Here is a 16376-nt window from a genome sequence, read left to right on the forward strand (position 1 = left end):
TACCTAACTTGCGTGCCCAATGAATGACTCAGGGACTGCCGCCCCTGCCCAGCCCGAAATCAAACGAGGGGACATCGCCATCCTGCTCTCCACGCGCGGCCGGCCGGACATGCTGCTGGAGGTCTTCGAGTCTTTGAGGACGACAACAGTCCGCAAAGACAAGGTGGCCCTTTGGTTGTACGTGGATGACGACGATCGGGTCACACGGGCAGCCATTGACGGCGGAAAATTCCCTGAGCTTGGTTTCCCGGTCCATTGGCATATCGGTCCACGCACGCCGGATTGGGGCCAAACCTATCAGGTCTTGTGGACAGCGCTCGGGCGCACGGCCGAGGTTTACATGATCGCGAACGACGATGTGCGGTTTGAGACGAAAGGGTGGGACGACGTCCTCCGGGCCGAAATTGCCAAGTTCCCGGACGGCATCCTTCTGGCCTGTCCGTATGATCCCGTCGCGCCCGCTATTGCCACTTTCCCGATCATTGGGTGGGGGTGGCTCAACACGATGGGTCGCGTCTATGCCGGGTATTTCCACTATTGGTATGACGACAAGTGGGTGGATCAGATTGGCCGCATGGTGGGCCGCTATATCAACATCCCCATGTTGCTTTCCCCGATCCGCGGCAAAGGCCGCACTCAACGCATGCGCTGCCTGCCGTTTTGGACAAGATTCTTCCAGCTGACCCTGCCCGAGCGAAAGGAAACCGCTGTCAAACTGATTACCGCCATGCACCCAAAAGATGAAAAAGCCCGCGCCGCCGCGCTGGCAAAAATGGAAGAAGTAGCCGCCGGCTTCAAGAAAGAGGAAGAGAGCTTCTCCGACGTTTATTCCACCTTCCAGGAGGAGCGCCATACGGCAATGTCCCCCGAGGAACGGGACCGCTTCAGCCCGCTGTACTTCAAGCAGGAGGCACACGCGGTCAGCCGCCTGCTTGGCATTGCCCAGGAGCTTTTTGACAAGCAGCAATATGCCGAGGCGTTGAAGTACCTGGAGGCTACTCAACTGGCGGACATTCGGGCGCGAACGGCGGAGGAGATGATGGTCAAGTGCCTCCGGGCGCTTGGCCGTGAGAAGGAGGCCGACCGCGTGGCGAGGGACGCCATCCTGGCCTGGCCGCGGATGAGCGCGTTGCGGCGATTGTTCCGGTTCCTTGGCATGGTGGCCAACGAGGCCAAGGGGTTGTTGGTTGGGCTCACTTCCAAAGGAAAGCGGGATCCGAACAAGAAGCTGGGTTGAGTTGGGCCAGGCGATGGTCAGGAATTGCTATGCTGGAGACGTTTAAGAAAACTGCCGCAGGTAATGCGCTGCTCAACTGGCTGATCAACTACAAGATCAAGAAGCGCGAAGCCCGCCGCTTGACCAGCTTTGAAGTCACCGAGTTGCGCCAGAGATTCAGTCAGGACGCAAAGGGCTTCGACCGCTATATGCACGACAATTGCGGTTGCCGGGTCATCATTGATCCCAACTTCGTCCGGGTGGTCAAGAAGCTGAAAGCCGACTTCGGCCTGCGCAACTTTGTGGAGACTGGCACCTACGACGGTGAAACCTCCCTCGCCATGAGCCTTTTGTTCGAGAGGGTGTTCACCTGCGACGTGATAGACTGGAAGCGCCGCCCAGAACTCTATTTCGCGGAAAACGTCGTTTACGAGACCAGGAACTCGCCGGAGTTCCTTCGTGCTCACCTTCCGGAAATTCGGGCTGATTCCCTCTTCTTTCTCGATGCCCACTGGGGGGCCTATTGGCCGCTGAGGGATGAAATGTCCCTCATTTTCAAAGAGTGTGAAAAGCCGGTCATCGTGATTGACGACTTCGACGCCGGCAACGGGTTATGCTTCGATCAGTATGAAGACCGGAAGCTGGACCTGAACTACATCGCCGGCAGCGTTCCGGCCGACTACAAATTCTGCCTGAATCCATGGAGCTATCGCAACCGCGGGATTATTTTCATCTTCCCGGGAACCGCCAGCTACGGTTGCCGGTTTGCGGAGCGCGACCACTACTCGGAGGAGAAGCACGGGCTTTGGGGCAAGCGGGCCAAATAGTCAACGATCAGGCAGGGCGGGGGAGCCGCGCGGCGGCGCGCGCAAAGCGACCTTGCCATGACTACAAGCCCGTCGGATGATCCAGGAAGACCCAAGGCACCTTAAAGCGGCTCGAAAGATGCCTCGCCAGCGCCTTGACGCCAAATGTTTCCGTCGCGTAGTGCCCCCCGTACAGCACATTTAAGCCCAACTCCTCCGCCACAGAGTAAGTCCAATGAGGCCCTTCCCCCGTGACGAAAGTGTCCACGCCCTCTTCGGCAGCCTGCCTGAGCCCGTCGCCCGCTCCTCCGCTTACCACGCCAATGCGCCGGCACTGCTTCGGCCCGGCCGCAATCACCCGTGGCTGCATTCCCGTGGCGCGCTGCAGACGTTTGATCAGGTCCATCCGAGAGACGCTGGCTCGCGCCTGAAATCCAATGTGCTGGCCGTGACTCAGGTAGAAAGGACGCAGCCGCTTCAGTCCGAGTGCCGCACCAAGAAGGGCATTGTTGCCCAGGCGCGGGTGAGCATCCAATGGCAGGTGAGAGCTGTATACCGCAAGATCATGCTCGAGCAGGCAGCATAGCAGCTCGTAGCGGCCTCCCGTCCACGGATGCGCGGAAGTCCAGAATAACCCGTGATGCGCCAACAGCAAATCAGCTTTGGCCGCCGCCGCCAGCCGGACTGTTGCCAGGCTGGCGTCCACCGCTGCGGCGATTCGCGTGACCGTACCGCGATTCTCCACCTGCAGGCCGTTGGCGGCCCGCTCGTAATCCTGAATCCCGGCGATGCGCAGCAACCGATCGCAGTAGCGGACAATGGCCGCCAGGGGAGCTTTTGACATGCGGCGATGAAACCAAAACTACACCCGTCTGCAAAGCGGGAAGTGAATCGCGAGACGTTTAGCGGCCATGAAAATATCTTCAACCCGCCTATTGAATTCCCCCGGCGGCATTCTATAGTGCGCATCGTTCTGAAACAACGGAAATGAGCAACACGACTGAAGGCGGGGAGCCCTGGGATATCCAGGCCGCTCGCAACCTTTACAACATTCATCGCTGGGGCGCGGATTACTTTGACATCAACGAAGCTGGGCACGTCGTGGCCAAACCGCTGCGTGAGGCAGGGGCGACCGTCGAGCTGGCGGATGTGATCGAAGAAGCAAAGGGGCGCGGGCTCAAGTTCCCGTTGCTGATCCGGTTCCAGGACATTCTGCACCACCGGGTCGAGTCGATTAACCTCGCTTTCCGCAACTCGATCGCTGAGTTCGGTTATCAGGGCAAGTATCGCGGAGTCTTCCCCATCAAGGTGAACCAGTTGCGCGAAGTGGTGGAGGAGATTCTGGACGCGGGCAGGCCGTTTGATTTCGGCCTGGAAGTCGGCAGCAAGCCGGAGTTGCTAGCGGGCCTCGCCCTGCAGAGTCAACTCGGCAGCCTGATTGTCTGCAACGGTTATAAAGACGCTAGTTTCATTCGGATGGCACTGCTCGGCATCAAGTTGAACAAGAAGGTGATCATGGTCGTGGAGAAGCTCGAAGAACTGCGCCAGATCATCGCGTTGTCCAAGCAGTTTGGCGTGGAACCCCTCATCGGCATCCGGTTGCGACTCCTGAGCCGGGGCACCGGCAAATGGGCTGAGAGCGCCGGCGAGAATGCGAAGTTCGGTTTGAGCACCGCAGAATTGCTGGCCGCGACGGAGATGCTCAAGGCGGAGAACCTCGCCCACTGCTTTAAGCTGCTGCATTTCCATATTGGTTCGCAGGTGCCGGACATTCTCATAGTCAAGAAGGCTGTGCAGGAAGCCTCGCGGTTCTACGCCAAACTCCACAAGATGGGCTTTCAGATTGAATTTCTCGACGTCGGCGGCGGGCTGGGCGTGGATTACAATGGCAGCCGCTCCGCGTTCGACAGCTCCACCAACTACACGCTGCAGGAGTACGCTAACGACATTGTGTATTACATCGCCGATGTCTGCGACGCGGAGAAGGTTCCGCATCCGGACATTATCAGCGAGAGCGGGCGGGCGATTGTCGCACACCACAGCGTGTTGATTGTGGAAGTCTTCGGCGCGATCGGCAAGGACCGGTTGGCGGAGCGTCCCGTGTATGGCGAGAATGAGGCCCCGCTGGTGGACGAATTGCTCGACATCCAGACGAATCTGGCGAAGTTGAACAAGCTGGAGGCATATCACGACGCGTTGGAACGAAAGGAAGACGCGCAGCACATGTTCACGCTGGGTATGATGGACCTGCCGGCGAAGGCGAAGATCGAGGAACTGTACTGGGAAATCAGCCGGGAGGTCGTCGAGAGCTTCAAAGGCCAGGCCTACGTGCCGGCGGAGATTCGCAAGCTTGAAGACAGCCTCGGGGACCAATATCTCTGCAATTTCTCGGTCTTTCAATCACTGCTCGACCACTGGGCACTGGACCAGTTGTTCCCCATCATGCCCGTAAGCCGCCTGAACGAGCGCCCCACGCGCGAAGCTACTCTGGTGGACATCACCTGCGATTCAGACGGCCAGGTCAACAAGTTTATTGACCTGCGCGATGTGCGCGACACGCTGCCGCTGCATCCGCTCAACACCAATGGCAACGGACAGCCGGAGCCATACTACCTGGGCTTCTTCATGATGGGCGCCTACCAGGACATCATGGGCGATCTGCATAATCTGTTTGGGCGCGTCAACGAGGTCCATGTTTTCCTCGAGCCCGACGAACCGGCGGGCTACTACGTCGAGGAGATAATCGAAGGCAGCACAATTGTTCAGTGTCTCGCCTCGGTGCAATACGACGAGAACGAGCTCAAGCGGCAAATGAAGGCGCAGATTGACGAAGCTATCAAGTCCGACCGCATGAAGCCGTCCGAAGCCATGCGCTTGCTCGACGATTACGAGCGCGGGTTGAAGGAGTATACCTACCTGAGCTTCTAGCGGTCTTGTCCGCACCCGCCCACGCATGCCTGACCCCGCGCCCAACGCCGAACTGTTGCGGTCGCTTGGCCGGTTGGTGCGCGGGTTGTCGGCCTTGTTCTGGGGGCTCCCGATTTCGTTGATCGTGTGCTTTCATACGGCGAAGGCCGAGTCTTTAAGATCGTTCGGTATCGCGCCGCCACTGGTGACGACGGCGCTGCTGGTCTTCGGGTTGTGGCAACTCGGGGATTTTCAAAGGCAGGAACGCGTGTGGCGCACCGCGCTGGACCGCGCCTGGCTGCTCAGCCTGGTTAATTTCGGCCTCAGCCCTTTTCTCTATTGGTACAACAAAGTCCCCGCCAACATCTTCTTTCTGACTATGGTGCTCCTGATGGCGCTCTCGGCGTTGGCGTTCCTGGGCAGCCTGAACTTGGTGCTGCGACGCCTCGGCGCCATGTTGCCCGACGAAGCGCTGCGCCTGGAGACCCGTCAATTTACAACGCTGAACCTGAATTTGCTCCTGGCAACGTTGCTGCTCGCCGCGCTTTATGTGGGGCTTGGCCAAATCCAACCACTGCCCTTCTGGCTGGTGGCGGTGGCGGCCACGATGGAACGCGGCAGTTTGTGGTTTCTGATACCGCTGGTTCTGTTGCCCCTCGCCATGACCATGGCGCTGCTGTGGAAGACCAAGGAAGTTATCCTCGACAACGTGTTCAGCGCCAAGCGGTAATGCCGACGGGCCAATCCCTTCTGGGCGCTTCGCAAGTTTAGTTGACACGCTCGGCGACCTTGTACGGACGCATCCGTTTCTGCATCCAGCGGACCGCGAGCAAATCGTGGAAAGAAACGAACAGCCGGTTCCATACGCCGTAATTGGTCTGGCCGGACAGACGCGCGTTGTGCGACACGGCAATCTCGGTCACGGTGAATCCTTCGATCTTGACCAGCGTGGGCATGAAGCGGTGCATGCCTTTGAAGTACTTCAAGTTCTCGATACACTCGCGCCGGAAGCCGCGGTAAGTGCAGCCGGCGTCGCTAATCTGTTCGCCGGACAGCCGGTTCCGAACCCAGTTGGCAATGCGCGACGAGGCGACCCGAATGAAATTGTCCCCCTGACTTCGGGCTTCGACTCGTGTGCCACAAACGCAGTCGTATTGCTTCAGCGGCTCCAGGAATCGCGGCAGGTCTTTAGGATCGTTCTGCATGTCCCCGTCCAACGTAAACAAATAGTGCCCGCGGGCTGCCTTCAAGCCCGCCCAAAGCGCCGCCGATTCTCCGCAATTAAAGGCGAAACGCTGCGCGCGAACCCTCGGGTCACTGGCGGCCAGTTCCCTGAGCATCTCCCATGACCGGTCCTTGCTGCAGTCATCGGTGATGATGATTTCATAAGGCAGCTTCAGTGGGTCAAGCGCCTTGCGAATCGCCTCTACCAGCGGCCGCAGGTTGTCCTGTTCGTTATAGCACGGAATGACGATGCTTAGTGTCGGTGTGTTGGTCATTTTTCTCTTCCGCGGAACTCCGCCACAGCGTCGCAGACGTGAGTAGGGGCGTCCAGACTCATTTCTCCAATTTACATTGCTTTTCAGTCCATTCGTCTCTGTCGCTGGCGCCAAGGTGTTATGCATCAGCTTGGGAACCATATCTGGTGGTCGGGCTGATTGGCGTGGTTGGCTAGACGATGGCTTGATAGTGAGGTGGTGCTACGGTGTGTATCCCATGGGGAGCGCTCCCCATGGGATACACACCGTAGCACCACCGGTTCAGCGCCATATTCCCCAGCCAGGGGTGCCGGGGTCAGCGGCGACTGGAAAAGGCCGGCCGGCAGCATCACTGTCCAAAATACGGACAGTGCTCGGGTTGCGGATTGAGGGGATTCCGGGTGGTGGAGGTGAACACCACGGTTGGGAATCCCCGGAAATCCGTGATCAATCAAGAGAAGGCGCTGTAGTCCAGGCGATTACCGTCGGGTTGGTGAAGGATGGAGGGGGGCGGGCTTCGGGCTATTGCTTCAAGCGAATTTGCTAAAGGCTGGCCTCAATTCAGCAGTCGGTACCAGTTGTCCCGCTGATGCGGTTCGTAGCCGAGGTCCGAGATGAGCCGGCGCATGTCGGCAACGGCCATGCGGAAGGTCGTGCCGGCTTGCGAAACCACGTTCTCCTCGATCATGATGCTGCCGAGGTCGTTCGCGCCAAACTTCAGCGCAACCTGGCCGAGTTCCTGTCCCTGCGTCACCCACGAGCTTTGCACGCTGGGGAAGTTGTCGAGGTAGATGCGCGCCAGCGCTTGCGTGCGCAAATATTCGTGCCCGCCGACGGTTGGCGCGCGCAGCCGTGTATGCTCGGCCTGGAAAGTCCAGCAGATGAAGGCGGTGAAGCCCTTGGACTTGTCTTGTTGCGCGCGCACGCGTTCGAGGTGCTCGATCCGGTCCTCCACCGTCTCCACGTGGCCGAACATCATGGTGGCGCTTGAACTCAGCCCGAGCCGGTGAGCTACCTCCATCACTTGCAGCCACTCATCGCTCATCGCTTTGAGCGGGGCCACTCTCTGGCGCACGCGGTCCACCAGGATTTCGGCGCCGCCGCCAGGTATCGAACCGAGACCCGCCGCTTGGAAATCGGCGATCAGCCGGTCCAGCGGCTCGTTAAATATCTTACGGAAGTGGATGAACTCGCTGGGGCTGAACCCGTGGATATTGACTTGCGGAAACTTGCCCTTCATGTGGGCAAGCAGGTCCAGATACCATTGCTTGGTGAGCTTTGGGTGGTGGCCGCCTTGAAGCAAAATCTGCGTGCCGCCCAACGCGACGGTCTCCTCGATCTTGCGGTCCAGTTCCTCCAGCGAGATGACATAGGCATCGGCATCGTTCTCCGTGCGATAGAAGGCGCAGAACTTGCAGTAGACGTTGCAGACGTTGGTGTAGTTGATGTTCCGATCTACGATATAGGTGACAATCTGATGGCCACGGCCGGTGTAGGCGGAGCTGCGGGCGATTTGGCGCCGCCGGTCGGCCAGCGCGCCGAGTTCCTCAAGCGGCAGATGGTACAGCCGCAATGCTTCGGTCTGGTCAATGCGCTGCCCGTCCCAGACCTTTTGCAGCAGGCCGTCCAAAGACGCGTCGTAAATCACCGGCGGAACGTAACGGAGGTTGGGCTGCGAGACAAGCGGGGCGGAAGCGATCCACGCAGGCGCAGTCCTGGCAGCTCGCGCGGAGGTCCGGTGGACCGGTACCGGGCTGAGGCAACTGGGCGGGTTGTTGGGCTTGTGCGGCTGTCGAGGCGCCAACCTCCCGAGCGGGCGGTCTTATGCTCCGAGCAGAGCCTCGGCGTGCTTGCGGGCGGCGTCGCTTTGGCCGCCGAACATGCGGGCCAGCTCGGTGACGCGCGCTTTAGAATCGAGTCGGGTGATCTCGGAAATCGTGCGGCCGGCCTTCACTTGCTTGGTTGCGACGTAGTGCGCCGAGGCCGGAGCCGCCACCTGAGGCAAATGGGTAATGCACAGCACCTGTCGCTTCCGAGCAATATGCTGCATTTTCTCGCCTACAGCATTGGCGGTCTCGCCGCCCACGTTGGCATCCACTTCATCGAAGACCAGCACCGGGATTTGGTCCTCGGCGGCCAGCACAGTCTTGAGGGCCAGCATCACGCGAGCCAGTTCACCCGAGGAGGCAATCGCGCGCAACGGGCGAGGCGGCTCGCCGGGGTTGGGGGCGAACTGGAACTCGATGGCGTCGAGGCCATGGGGAGTGAACCGTGTTACCGGAGCTTTGGGGTCGGATTGGCCCAGTGGGGTGAGGGTGATGTCGAGCTGGCTCTGTTTAAAGCCAAGGTCGGCCAGTTGCTTGTTGGCTGATTTGGCGAGCTGGGGGATGACTTTGCGCCGTTTGGCGGAGAGGCTCTGGCCGGCGCGCCAGAGTTCGGCTTCGAGCCGCTGGAGTTCGGCATTGAGGCGGCCCAGCTCGGCGTCGCGCTGCTCCAGGCTTCGGAGCTTGCGCCGGGCTTCGTCGCCAAAGGCGATGACCTCGGCCAGGGTCGCGCCGTACTTGCGTTTGAGTGAGTGGAGCAGGTTGAGCCGCTCCTCGAGTTCCTGGAGGCGCGCGGGGTTGATGTCGGCCTTGTCGGAGTAATGGGAGAGTTCGGACCGCAGCTCGTGCAGGGCAGCCACGGCTTGTTCGTGCTGGGTCACCAGGGAGGCTGCCGAGGCGTCCACGCGCTGCAATTCCTGCAAAGTGCGGCCTATGATGCCGGCCTGGGTCAGCAAGGAGGTCTCGTTTTCGCTGAGCAAATCGAGCGCGGCCTGGCTGAGTTGGAGCAGTTTGGCGGCATTGCTGGCCCGGCGATGGTCCTGCTCGACTTGTCCCTCCTCGTCAGGCTGGATGCGGGCGGCCGAAATCTCTTCGGCCTGGAAGCGGAGCAGGTCGAGCTGTTGAGCGTAGGCCTTCTCATCCACGATCAGCGCGGCTTTCTCCGCTTCAAGTGCGGCGCGGCGGCGAACGAGATCGGAGAAGGCGTCACGTTCGGCCTCCAGCCCGCCAAAGGCGTCCAGAACGGCAAGCTGGCGCGCCGGGTGCAGAAGGGACTGGTGCTCGTGTGGCCCGTGGATGTCCACCAACCACTCACCCAGCGCCGCGAGGATGGCTAGCGTGGTGGGTGAGCCGTTGATGAACTGGCGGTTTGCGCCAGCGCTGGTGAAAGCGCGTTTCAGCACCAGCTGGTGGTCTTCGCAAGGCTCAAGGCCGTTCTCCTCCAGGAAGGAAGGCAGCGGGGCTTTGAGCCTGGACACGTCGAAGACAGCCTCGACCGAGCAACTGTCACACCCGCTGCGGATCAGTGTGCGGTCGGCGCGTTCGCCCAGGGTGAGGTTCAAGGCGCCGATGAGGATGGACTTGCCCGCGCCCGTTTCGCCCGTGATGACGTTGTAGCCGGGCTGCAATTCAAGCGTCAAGTCGGCCACGAGGGCGAGGTTCTTGATGCGCAGGGTAGTCAGCATGCCGCAGTTACGCGGGTGAATTTGGCGGTAAGACCGCCCTGGGGCAAAGGAAAAGTTGACCGCGGTGGGGGGCGGGCGGGAGGTGTGGGGCGGGTTGCAGCGGGGGGCGGCATTGGCTAAGCTAAGGCCTGTAATGTCGTTCACGTTCATCTTTCTGGGCTCAGGCACATCGCAGGGCGTGCCGGTCATTGGCAAGGAGTATCCGCCCGCGTTCCTGGCCAATCCGAAGAACCATCGCACCCGACCCTCGGGCTACGTGGCCACGGAACACACTAGACTGGCGATAGACACGACGCCGGAGTTCCGCCTCCAGATGTTGCGGGAGAAGATCAACTGGTTGGATGCGGTGGTCTTCACGCATTCTCATGCTGATCATATCATGGGCCTGGACGACTGCCGCCGGTTTTGCGACCTGCGCGGTGGCAGGGCACTGCCGGTGTATGCGAGCGAAACGACGATGGGTGATTTGAGGCGCGTATTTCGGTACGCGTTCCACGACGGCCCGTGGCCGAGGGGCTACTTCATTCCAGAGCCCCATGTCGTCAATGGCCCTTTCAGGCTTGGCGACCTGGACATAATTCCCCTGCCGCTGCCGCATGGGGCGGCGACCACGCTGGGCTACCTGTTCTTGCAGAACGGGCAGAAGCGGTTGGCCTATCTGAGTGATTGCAAGGAAGTGCCGACCGAAGCCCTGGGCCAGGTGCGCGGCGTGGAGGTGGCGGTGCTGGACGCTCTGCGGCCCAGGCCGCACCCCACGCACATGTGCCTCGATGAGGCGTTGACTACGGCAGAGCGGATCGGCGCAGGCCGGACTTTCTTCACGCACCTGACGCATGACTACGACCACGATGCCGCCCAGGCAGGACTCCCACCCGGGGTGGAGCTTGCATATGATGGGTTGAAGATCGAGTGTGGCAAGTGAGGCGTGAGGTGTGAAAGGGCTGCTTCCAGCTCTAACGATTCTGGCTAGTGCGGCAGCGCACAACTTGTGCGCGGCGAGTCCGGGTGATGAGGTGATCGTTGTTTATAACACCCAAGTGCCGGATTCCAAGGGCGTGGCCGAGTATTACGCCGACCGGCGCCATGTGCCGGCCAGCCAGGTCTTCGGTTTTCCGCTTTCCACGAACGAGAACATGTCGCGGCGGGAATTCCACGAGGTCCTGGCGCAACCTCTCGCGCAGGCACTGAAGAAACAGAAGCTTTGGGAGATCGGCCCGGTGATCATTCAGGCTACTACCAACCACCCTGGCCGGGTGGAATGGAGGGCGGTGACTTCCAAGATCCGCTATGCTGTGCTGTGTTACGGAGTTCCTCTGCGCGTTGAGCATGACGCGACCTTTAAGGAGGCGGGCGTGGAAAGCCTGCGGCCGGAACTGCGCCGCGACGAGGCCGCGTTGGACAGCGAACTGGCTCTGCTGCCGCTGATTGAGGAGAAACCGCCGCTGGCGGGTCCATTGCGGAATTCGATCTACACGACGACGAATGGGGCCATGTTGCATCCGACCAACGGCGTTTTGCTGGTGGCGAGGCTCGACGGTCCGACGCCCGACATTGCGCGTGGCTTGGTGGATAAGGCGCTTCAGGCTGAAAGGGACGGTCTGTGGGGGCGCGCCTACTGCGATGCGCGCAACACGACCGATCCCGGTTACAAGGTAGGCGACGATTGGATTCGGGGCGCGGCGGATATCTGCCGGCGGCTGGGGTTCGAGACGGTGGTGGATGAGAATCCCGGGACATTTCCGGCCTCCTTTCCCATGAGCCAGATTGCCTACTACCTGGGTTGGTACGACGGGAGTGTGTCGGGGCCATTCGCGCAGCGCACGGTCGAATTCATGCCTGGCGCGTTTGCTTATCACATCCACTCCTACAGCGCGGCAACGCTGCGCAGCGCCAGCCAGCACTGGGTTGGCCCGCTCTTGGCCAAAGGCACCACTATTACCATGGGGTGCGTGAACGAACCTTACCTGACCGGGACACCGGACTTGGGGGTTTTCACCGCCCGGCTGATCTATAGCCGGTTCTCGTTCGGCGAGGCGGCTTATGCGTGCCAACCGGTGTTATCCTGGCAAACGACGGTAGTGGGCGACCCGCTCTATCGGCCCTATGGGATGGATCCTGACCGGCTTCACCGGGCACTCCACGAGCGGGACAGCAAACTGATCGAATGGTCGTGGTTGCGCCTGGCTAATCTCCACCTGGCCGCCGGCAAACCGCGGGCGGATGTGGCGGGATTCTTGGAGCAAGTCGTGGCCGTGAAGCGCGGCGCCGTGCTCATGGAAAAGCTGGGCGACTTGTACGCCGCCCAGGGCAAGCCCTCCTCGGCAATCCATGCCTGTCGGCAGGCGTTGGAGCTTGCGCCGTCGCCGCAACAGCGCGTTCGGCTCCTGCTCACGCTCGGTGAACGGCTGCTCGCCTCGGACCAGACACAGGAAGCCTATGAGGCCTACCAGAAATTGCTCCAGGAATTCCCGGATTACGCCGACAAGCTCGGCTTGTACCGCAAGTTGCTGCCCCTGGCGCAGAAACTCGACCGCAAGGCCGATGCGGAGAAACACCAAGCAGAGATCACCCGGTTGTCCCCGCCGCCGCCGAAACCTCCACCTGACAACACGGGTGGCAAACCATAGGCCTCATGGTATCCGGATTTACAAGTGGCGGGCTTTGCTCTTAACTGGGCGGAATGAGTGAGAGAATGGGAAGCTGTCTCCGTCAGAAGGCAAGCGCATATGAAAGCTGCTGGGACGACCTTGGGCGGTTGGTGCTACGCGGGGCCATTCCGCGCTTTTCCCCTCTTTGAGTCCCTGGATGGACCGGACCTGCATGACCGCCACCCCACTTGACATCCTGGGCCTCATCGCCGGCAATCGGTCGCTGCCGTTGCTCTTCGCCAAAGAAGCCCGCCGCCAGGGGGTGAAGCGGTTGGTCGCCGTTGCCGTCGAGGGCGAGACCGATCCCGCCCTTGCATCGCTGGTGGACGACATCGTCTGGCTGAGGGTTGGGCAGCTTTCGAAGATGATCGCCGCCTTCACCGATCGCGGCGTTCGGCAGTGTGTGATGGCCGGTCAGATCGCGCCGAAGAACCTCTTCGATGTCCGCCCCGACCTCCGCGCTATGGCGCTGCTGTTGCGGTTGCGCGAAAAGAATGCCCATACCATCTTTGGCGCGATTGCTGACGAATTGAAGCACGACGGCGTCGAACTCATCGAAGCCACTCCGTGGCTCAAATCGCTGATGCCGCAGGCTGGCTTCCGCCTCGGCCCGAAGCTCTCCGAAGCACAGCGCAAGGACGTCGAATTCGGCTTTCGGATCGCCAAGGAAGTATCCCGCCTGGAAATCGGCCAGACCGTCCTCGTCAAAGGCGGCACGGTGCTGGCGGTCGAGGCCTTCGAAGGCACTGACAAGTGCCTTGCTCGAGGCGGCGAGCAGGCGGGCGCCGACGGTGGTGCAGTCGCCGTCAAAGTGGCCAAAGAGCAGCACGATTTCCGGTTCGACATTCCCTGCCTCGGCCCGCAAACGCTGGAAACCTGCGCCGCGGCTCGGATTGCGGTGCTTGCGTTCGAGGCGGGCAAGTCACTGCTCCTGGAACAAGAAACTTGCGAAGGCATCGCCACCAGGGCTAAGATCGCAGTAACAACGGTGGGCTGATGCCCGTCGCGCCCAATGTCCTGACCAAGCCATCCAATTCTCGTAACGGTATAATCCATTCAACTCCTCTAACTCACTCCCCGCCCATGCTCACCTCCCACGAACTGTTCGGTTTCATGTCGCCTTCGCTGGCGCTGGAAATCCTCATTTACGCCTACGACAACGACAAGCCCCTCTACCGTGCCACCCTTGGCGCCGTTGCCGACGCCCGCAAGCTGAGGCCCGTCTTTCTCGAACGCCAACCCAAACCCCAGCGCCATGCCACGATGCTAAGCATGATGGCCCGGCCGGGCTTGGATTTGGTAGCGAGCAACCTTCTCCATGCCTGGCTCCTCAAGAAGCACAAACCCATGCTGGCCGATTTCCTGGATGCCCTCGGGGTCGCCCATCAGGACGGGGTCGTCGAACAGTTGCCCCCAACGATGGACGATGCCAAGCTGCGCGCCGCAGTGGACGCCCTGCTCGTCAAGTATCCCCCCGAAACCGTGGCGGTCTATCTCCACGCCTTCAACAAGATGAATGAACTGGAATGGAAAAACCTGACGGCCTTTCTGGATTCTGACCCGCGCCTCCAGTTGGGAGCGACGGCCTGAGGCACCAGCGCGGACTTGCTCAGCTACTTCCACCGCCGCGAGGGTTCAGGGGTCTTCAAATCTTCGCCGTCTTCGTTGACTGATGCCGCTATGACAACCTTGGACTTCGACCGCTTACGACTCCGCGCGTTCATGTCGCAGTCGACAATAGCGCAGGCTTCCGGCGGAAGAGATTTTTTGCTGGCCGAAAGCCGGGGTAACCGCAAAGGTAATACCGCATGAATGATTCGCACGGAACCGAAAACACGCCCGCCAGCGGGAATCCTGATGAGATGCGATCGGCGCTTTTCGCGCAAATGGTCATGCAACAGGCCAGCATGGCTATGATGCTGTTGGGGAAGACGACGCATCCTGAGACCGGCCAGGTTATCCGGGATCTTGAGGCGGCCAAACTCTTCATTGACCAGTTGGAAATGCTCGAATTCAAGACGAAGGGCAACCTTACCGCGGAGGAAGCGGCGCTTTTGAAACAGAGCTTAATGTCGCTGCGAATGGCATTCGTGGAATCCGTGGACGCCCCGCCGCCGTCGGCGGGAGCTGCTCCGGGACCAACGGCAGGCACGCCCGCGCCGGCAGCCAACGTGGCTGCGGCGGACGAGGCCCCGGCCAAGAAGTTTACCAAGAAGTACTGAGGCGCCGCCGGCAAGCGGCCAGACGGTCCGACAGGGGGGTGTTGGGGCATGCATTTTTTGCGTTTAATTTGCGTGACAATGGGAGGTCAATTCTGTAGAAGCATACTATTCGGGGTTTAGGAAACGGCTGCCCCTTAACGAGTATCACATCACCGGGCTGGAAGCGACCATATGAGAAAACGCATCAAAGATGAGTTCGCCGATCTGCCTGTTTCGCGGCAGCGGAAATACCAACTGCGGATGAAGCGTGACCGGCGATGCACCGAGTGTGGTGAACCGGCGGTGCAAGGCTCGCGATGTTTGAAGCATCTGATCAAAGCACGGGAACGCCAGCGTGAGAAGCGGGGCCTCAAGCGCCGCTACTTCGGCACGCTCAGTTACCGGTTGCAGGCGGCCGCCCGGAAGAAACGGCCGGCGGCTGCCCGGCGCACGCGGTTGGCCTCTGTGAAGGGCGCGAGCTGATGGTAGGATGCGCGCGCCGTTCCTGAGCTAAGAGGGCGAGCAGATTCTGCGATCCGCCTGACAACCGGCTAACTTCGCCGTTGCCGGGCGCGGCTGGCATTTCCGGGCGGGAAAGGGGCCTGCAGCGAGCCCGCCGCTGGTTGAAGCGAATACCTGAATCCTCAGCGAAGGCAGGACGACCAGTCCTCTGGTTCGTTCCAGAACTCGCTAAGTGCCGTAATCCGTTAATACAATTGCCCACTCCTGGATCGAGTAGCCGCCCCGGTGCGACAACGGTGTGAAGCCTGCGATATCCCAGTGTGGTTCCCATGGGGGCCGACCCCCATGGGAACCACACCGGGGTCCCGCCGGATTGGCACCATCCCATCGCCGTAGGCGGCTTGGGCGTGGGGTGCCTCAGGCTTGGGGGACGGGCGAAGCCAGCAGTCGGGTCGGCAGGCGGTGGGCTTGGCCGGGCACAGCCGGCTTCCGGTGCAGGTCTTGAGCCCACCGGCCCGGTGAGACGATTCTATCTGATATTGGCCAGGTGGGACTCTGCGCCGGGGGCACGCAATGCGGTAGTGAATTTGTAGAATCACGCACCGAGAATTGGGGCGAACATGAAAGTTGCGGAATGGGCTTGCTACGGAAGCAACAGGTAGCCATATTGCGATAGCAATACACAAAATTCTATGGCTGACGCTGCTAACAAATATCCTGAGAACGTTCCTGGCAAGTATTACGTTGACAACCAGTGCATTGACTGTGACCTGTGCCGGGAAACGGCCCCTGACAATTTCCAGCGCAACGAGGACGGTGGTTACTCCTTTCTTGCGAAGCAACCGGGTTCACCAGAGGAGGAGACTCGCTGCAAGGAAGCCAAAGAAGGCTGCCCGGTCGAGGCGATCGGCGACGACGGGGCGTAGACTTTCGGTGCCTCGAGCAAGGCCAGTGGCAGAAAGCCTCGGCATTCAATCTGGCCATATCGTAACAGCAGCGCATCTTGCCTTCGCCCCTGGCAGGCTTTGCCGACGACTGCTGCTGGCGTAAGAGGTTAGCATAACCCAGCTTCACCACTGGAGCGGGTCGCAAGGCATTGTCTGGTGAGGCAAGGCTGGCTAAACCGGGATTGATTTCCGGCTTTTTACCC

Annotated in this window: 15 protein-coding genes; 11 read left to right on the top strand and 4 right to left on the bottom strand. The window is 60.6% G+C overall.

Translation table 11 applies throughout. The annotated features are described in order from the left end of the window. The first annotated feature begins 19 nt into the window (after positions 1-19). Positions 20-1237: a hypothetical protein gene (locus P5205_06410; protein ID HSA09988.1), complete on the top strand. Its 1218-nt coding sequence runs from the start codon at positions 20-22 to the stop codon at positions 1235-1237. A 29-nt stretch (positions 1238-1266) separates the two neighbouring features. After that, positions 1267-2043, top strand: coding sequence for a hypothetical protein (locus P5205_06415; protein ID HSA09989.1), 777 nt, complete (start codon positions 1267-1269; stop codon positions 2041-2043). A gap of 61 nt (positions 2044-2104) precedes the next feature. On the opposite strand, the gene P5205_06420 is transcribed toward P5205_06415, so the two are convergent. Next, positions 2105-2866, bottom strand: coding sequence for a Nif3-like dinuclear metal center hexameric protein (locus tag P5205_06420; GenBank protein ID HSA09990.1), 762 nt, complete (start codon positions 2864-2866; stop codon positions 2105-2107). Positions 2867-3009: 143 nt separating this feature from the next. Here P5205_06420 and speA point away from each other — a divergent pair, with 143 nt between their 5' ends. Both speA and P5205_06430 read left to right on the top strand, forming a co-directional pair. Beyond that, entirely contained in the window at positions 3010-4950 is a 1941-nt protein-coding gene (speA, locus tag P5205_06425) for a biosynthetic arginine decarboxylase (protein ID HSA09991.1), read from the top strand. A 25-nt stretch (positions 4951-4975) separates the two neighbouring features. Next, positions 4976-5659, top strand: a complete 684-nt coding sequence (locus P5205_06430) for a hypothetical protein (protein ID HSA09992.1) — start codon at positions 4976-4978, stop codon at positions 5657-5659. Between the two features lie 37 nt (positions 5660-5696). Here the strand turns inward: P5205_06430 and P5205_06435 are convergent, their stop codons facing one another. The 3 genes from P5205_06435 to recN all read right to left on the bottom strand — a co-directional run bounded on the left by P5205_06435 (position 5697) and on the right by recN (position 9915). After that, positions 5697-6428: a glycosyltransferase family 2 protein gene (locus P5205_06435; GenBank protein ID HSA09993.1), complete on the bottom strand. Its 732-nt coding sequence runs from the start codon at positions 6426-6428 to the stop codon at positions 5697-5699. A gap of 535 nt (positions 6429-6963) precedes the next feature. Further along, a complete protein-coding gene (mqnC, locus tag P5205_06440; protein ID HSA09994.1) occupies positions 6964-8055 on the bottom strand; it encodes a cyclic dehypoxanthinyl futalosine synthase in 1092 nt (363 codons plus the stop codon). A 174-nt stretch (positions 8056-8229) separates the two neighbouring features. After that, positions 8230-9915, bottom strand: a complete 1686-nt coding sequence (gene recN, locus P5205_06445) for a DNA repair protein RecN (protein HSA09995.1) — start codon at positions 9913-9915, stop codon at positions 8230-8232. Positions 9916-10048: 133 nt separating this feature from the next. Between recN and P5205_06450 the strand changes: the two genes are divergently transcribed. The 7 genes from P5205_06450 to P5205_06480 all read left to right on the top strand — a co-directional run bounded on the left by P5205_06450 (position 10049) and on the right by P5205_06480 (position 16152). Further along, a complete protein-coding gene (locus P5205_06450; GenBank protein HSA09996.1) occupies positions 10049-10837 on the top strand; it encodes an MBL fold metallo-hydrolase in 789 nt (262 codons plus the stop codon). 10 nt (positions 10838-10847) lie between these two features. Beyond that, a complete protein-coding gene (locus P5205_06455) occupies positions 10848-12542 on the top strand; it encodes a TIGR03790 family protein (GenBank protein ID HSA09997.1) in 1695 nt (564 codons plus the stop codon). Positions 12543-12735: 193 nt separating this feature from the next. After that, entirely contained in the window at positions 12736-13560 is an 825-nt protein-coding gene (gene lpxI / locus P5205_06460; protein ID HSA09998.1) for a UDP-2,3-diacylglucosamine diphosphatase LpxI, read from the top strand. 86 nt (positions 13561-13646) lie between these two features. Continuing rightward, positions 13647-14153: a hypothetical protein gene (locus P5205_06465; GenBank protein ID HSA09999.1), complete on the top strand. Its 507-nt coding sequence runs from the start codon at positions 13647-13649 to the stop codon at positions 14151-14153. Between the two features lie 218 nt (positions 14154-14371). Further along, positions 14372-14785, top strand: a complete 414-nt coding sequence (locus tag P5205_06470) for a DUF1844 domain-containing protein (protein ID HSA10000.1) — start codon at positions 14372-14374, stop codon at positions 14783-14785. A gap of 171 nt (positions 14786-14956) precedes the next feature. Continuing rightward, positions 14957-15247, top strand: a complete 291-nt coding sequence (locus P5205_06475; GenBank protein HSA10001.1) for a hypothetical protein — start codon at positions 14957-14959, stop codon at positions 15245-15247. A gap of 671 nt (positions 15248-15918) precedes the next feature. Beyond that, positions 15919-16152 (top strand): ferredoxin, encoded by a 234-nt coding sequence (locus tag P5205_06480; GenBank protein HSA10002.1) that lies wholly within the window; start codon positions 15919-15921, stop codon positions 16150-16152. The last annotated feature ends 224 nt before the right edge of the window (positions 16153-16376 follow it).

This window comes from Candidatus Paceibacterota bacterium (assembly GCA_035452965.1).
In the GTDB taxonomy this organism is placed as follows: domain Bacteria; phylum Verrucomicrobiota; class Verrucomicrobiia; order Limisphaerales; family UBA8199; genus UBA8199.